Genomic DNA, 384 nt, shown 5'->3' on the forward strand with positions numbered 1-384 from the left:
CTAAATACTCTTTCAAAATTGCCCAGTTAAAAATATAAATTCCCATTGATGCAAGATTACTTCTTGGAAATTGTGGTTTCTCTTCAAACTCAACAATCTCCATCTCTTCATTTGTATTCATAATGCCATAGCGACTCGCTTCATCCCAAGGTACTTCAATAACAGAAATGGATACGTCCGATTCTTTCTCAATATGGTAATCTAGCATCTTACTGTAATCCATTTTATAAATATGGTCGCCTGATAAAATAAGAACATACTCCGGTTCATACTGACTTAAATAGTTTAAATTTTGATAAATGGCACTTGCCGTACCTGTATACCACTTCACCCCTGAAGACTCCGCATAAGGAGGTAATACTGTGACTCCACCGTTTACTCGGT

General features: G+C 36.5%; 1 pseudogene. It reads right to left on the reverse strand.

From position 1 onward, the window contains the following. A pseudogene (glgC, locus tag CRU95_RS16330) lies at positions 1-384 on the reverse strand (glucose-1-phosphate adenylyltransferase); the annotation flags it as partial.

This window comes from Arcobacter sp. F2176 (genome assembly GCF_004116465.1).
GTDB classification, from domain to species: domain Bacteria; phylum Campylobacterota; class Campylobacteria; order Campylobacterales; family Arcobacteraceae; genus Arcobacter; species Arcobacter siniprincipis.